The sequence below is a fragment of the Bradyrhizobium zhengyangense genome (assembly GCF_022012555.1).
Taxonomy (GTDB): Bacteria; Pseudomonadota; Alphaproteobacteria; order Rhizobiales; family Xanthobacteraceae; genus Bradyrhizobium; species Bradyrhizobium zhengyangense.
Genome location: NZ_JAKLTZ010000073.1, coordinates 1 through 1,404 on the forward strand (window position 1 = coordinate 1; position 1,404 = coordinate 1,404).

A 1,404-nucleotide genomic window follows, 5' to 3' on the forward strand; every position below is an offset into this window, starting at 1 on the left:
GAGCTCCTTCCTGAGTGAGGGTTGCAACACCTCGATTCTCAGGACGGGGCTCTCCAGTGCTACCACTATCGTCTCAAATGGCTACCGGCCTCTCGGCTCTTGCTCCCGCGCAGCGGGCTGGAGCGCAGCGACTTTGTGCTCTGGCCCATCTGCGACTCCGGAGAACGTCCGCAATTGGTCAGCAAATGGCGGGGGGACCGGACATCAATCGCGGGCCCCTCGATGAGGATGGCTTCGGCGACCGTCGACAAAATTACTGACACAGTGTGTCGCAGCTAGCGCGACCTTGTTATTTTCGACGATCCTGCTAGAAGCCCCGCTCTAAAATCAGGGAGCCTACATGGCAACGAAGACGAAGAAGATTGTTCGCCGCGAGTGGACTGCAGCGGACGTCAAAGAGTTGCGCGCGTACTCAAAGGCACGCACGCCGATTGTGAAGATCGCTAAACAGACGAAGCGTAGCGTGCCCTCTTTACGGATGAAGGCATCAAGCCTTGGTATCGGGCTTGGTCACCAACGTTGACGCGTCTCCGTTCGTTCTCTTTACTCGGAAAACTCTTGCCCATTTCTGGAAAGACTTTTCCGAGTCGAACCAACCGCGAACGTCTTATCGCTTCGTGCGTGGGTTTCGTCGCGCAGGCTGCGTGGTCGCGGTGCTCTCCGCATTCGCGGATGCCAGCGCATCAACGCGTGCGCTGATTGAACCAAGTTGGTCAGACAAGAGTTTGCGCTCGCCGCCCTCTTTCGCAAGTCTGGCCTGCAAGTCGGTCAGTTGGTCTGCCAACTTTTGTTGGGACATCTGAACATCCTGAACAGCCTTCTGAAGTTCAGCCGTCTGGTTGCCCTGTTCCGCCCCGGGGTCTTGATGCGACGCCCTCTCTGTTCTTAGCGTTTGTATTTCGCGGTTCGCCCAAACAAGACCGCCCGCCGCGAGTACGACAACCAGCGCAAGTAGCAGCCACGGTAAGACCTGACGACGTTCTGTCATTACCACTCCTTGGATATGGGATCGGACAACCCAACGCTCAGAATCTGACGTAGTTGCGACGGTCATCTCCGAGTTTTCCCATTTTGGGGATACGTAAAATTCGGGACCCATCGGGCCTTAGGGCCTTCGCGCCAGCGAATCTACCCCCCTACCCCTAAGCGACTGAAGGCGTCCCGCGCGAGCCTTCACAGCACGCGCCTGCCTCGCTGGCCATGCTGCCGGTTATGACACCGCATACAAAGGGTACGCAGATTGTCCAGCGTGTCGGTCGCGCCTGGCGTGCCGCGTTCAATGACGTGGTGTGCAGTTAGCCTGTCGTTCGGGGTAGTGCAGAACTGTTGTCGCGCGCCATGGAAAACTGCCCCCTCAGCGACATGAGGAATTGCCCCCTCCTCGGATAGCTGAGGAGAGAGCGA

The 1,404-nt window shown here is 58.0% G+C and carries 3 protein-coding genes; 1 reads left to right on the forward strand and 2 read right to left on the reverse strand.

The window, feature by feature from the left end:
* Window positions 1-340: 340 nt before the first annotated feature.
* On the forward strand, window positions 341-523 hold the full coding sequence (locus L6639_RS42875) for a hypothetical protein (RefSeq protein WP_237867369.1): 183 nt from the start codon (window positions 341-343) through the stop codon (window positions 521-523).
* A gap of 84 nt (window positions 524-607) precedes the next feature.
* Here the strand turns inward: L6639_RS42875 and L6639_RS42880 are convergent, their stop codons facing one another.
* Entirely contained in the window at window positions 608-988 is a 381-nt protein-coding gene (locus L6639_RS42880; protein ID WP_237867370.1) for a hypothetical protein, read from the reverse strand.
* Between the two features lie 185 nt (window positions 989-1,173).
* The gene (locus tag L6639_RS43720) at window positions 1,174-1,371 is read right to left on the reverse strand and encodes an HNH endonuclease (protein ID WP_377819256.1); all 198 of its coding nucleotides are present in this window, start codon (window positions 1,369-1,371) and stop codon (window positions 1,174-1,176) included.
* Window positions 1,372-1,404: the final 33 nt, after the last annotated feature.

Excerpts from the sequence above, each read along its gene's own strand:
- L6639_RS42875 (WP_237867369.1), top strand. The coding sequence starts at position 341 with ATGGCAACGAAGACGAAGAAGATTGTTCGCCGCGAGTGGACTGCAGCG.
- L6639_RS42880 (WP_237867370.1), bottom strand. The coding sequence starts at position 988 with ATGACAGAACGTCGTCAGGTCTTACCGTGGCTGCTACTTGCGCTGGTT.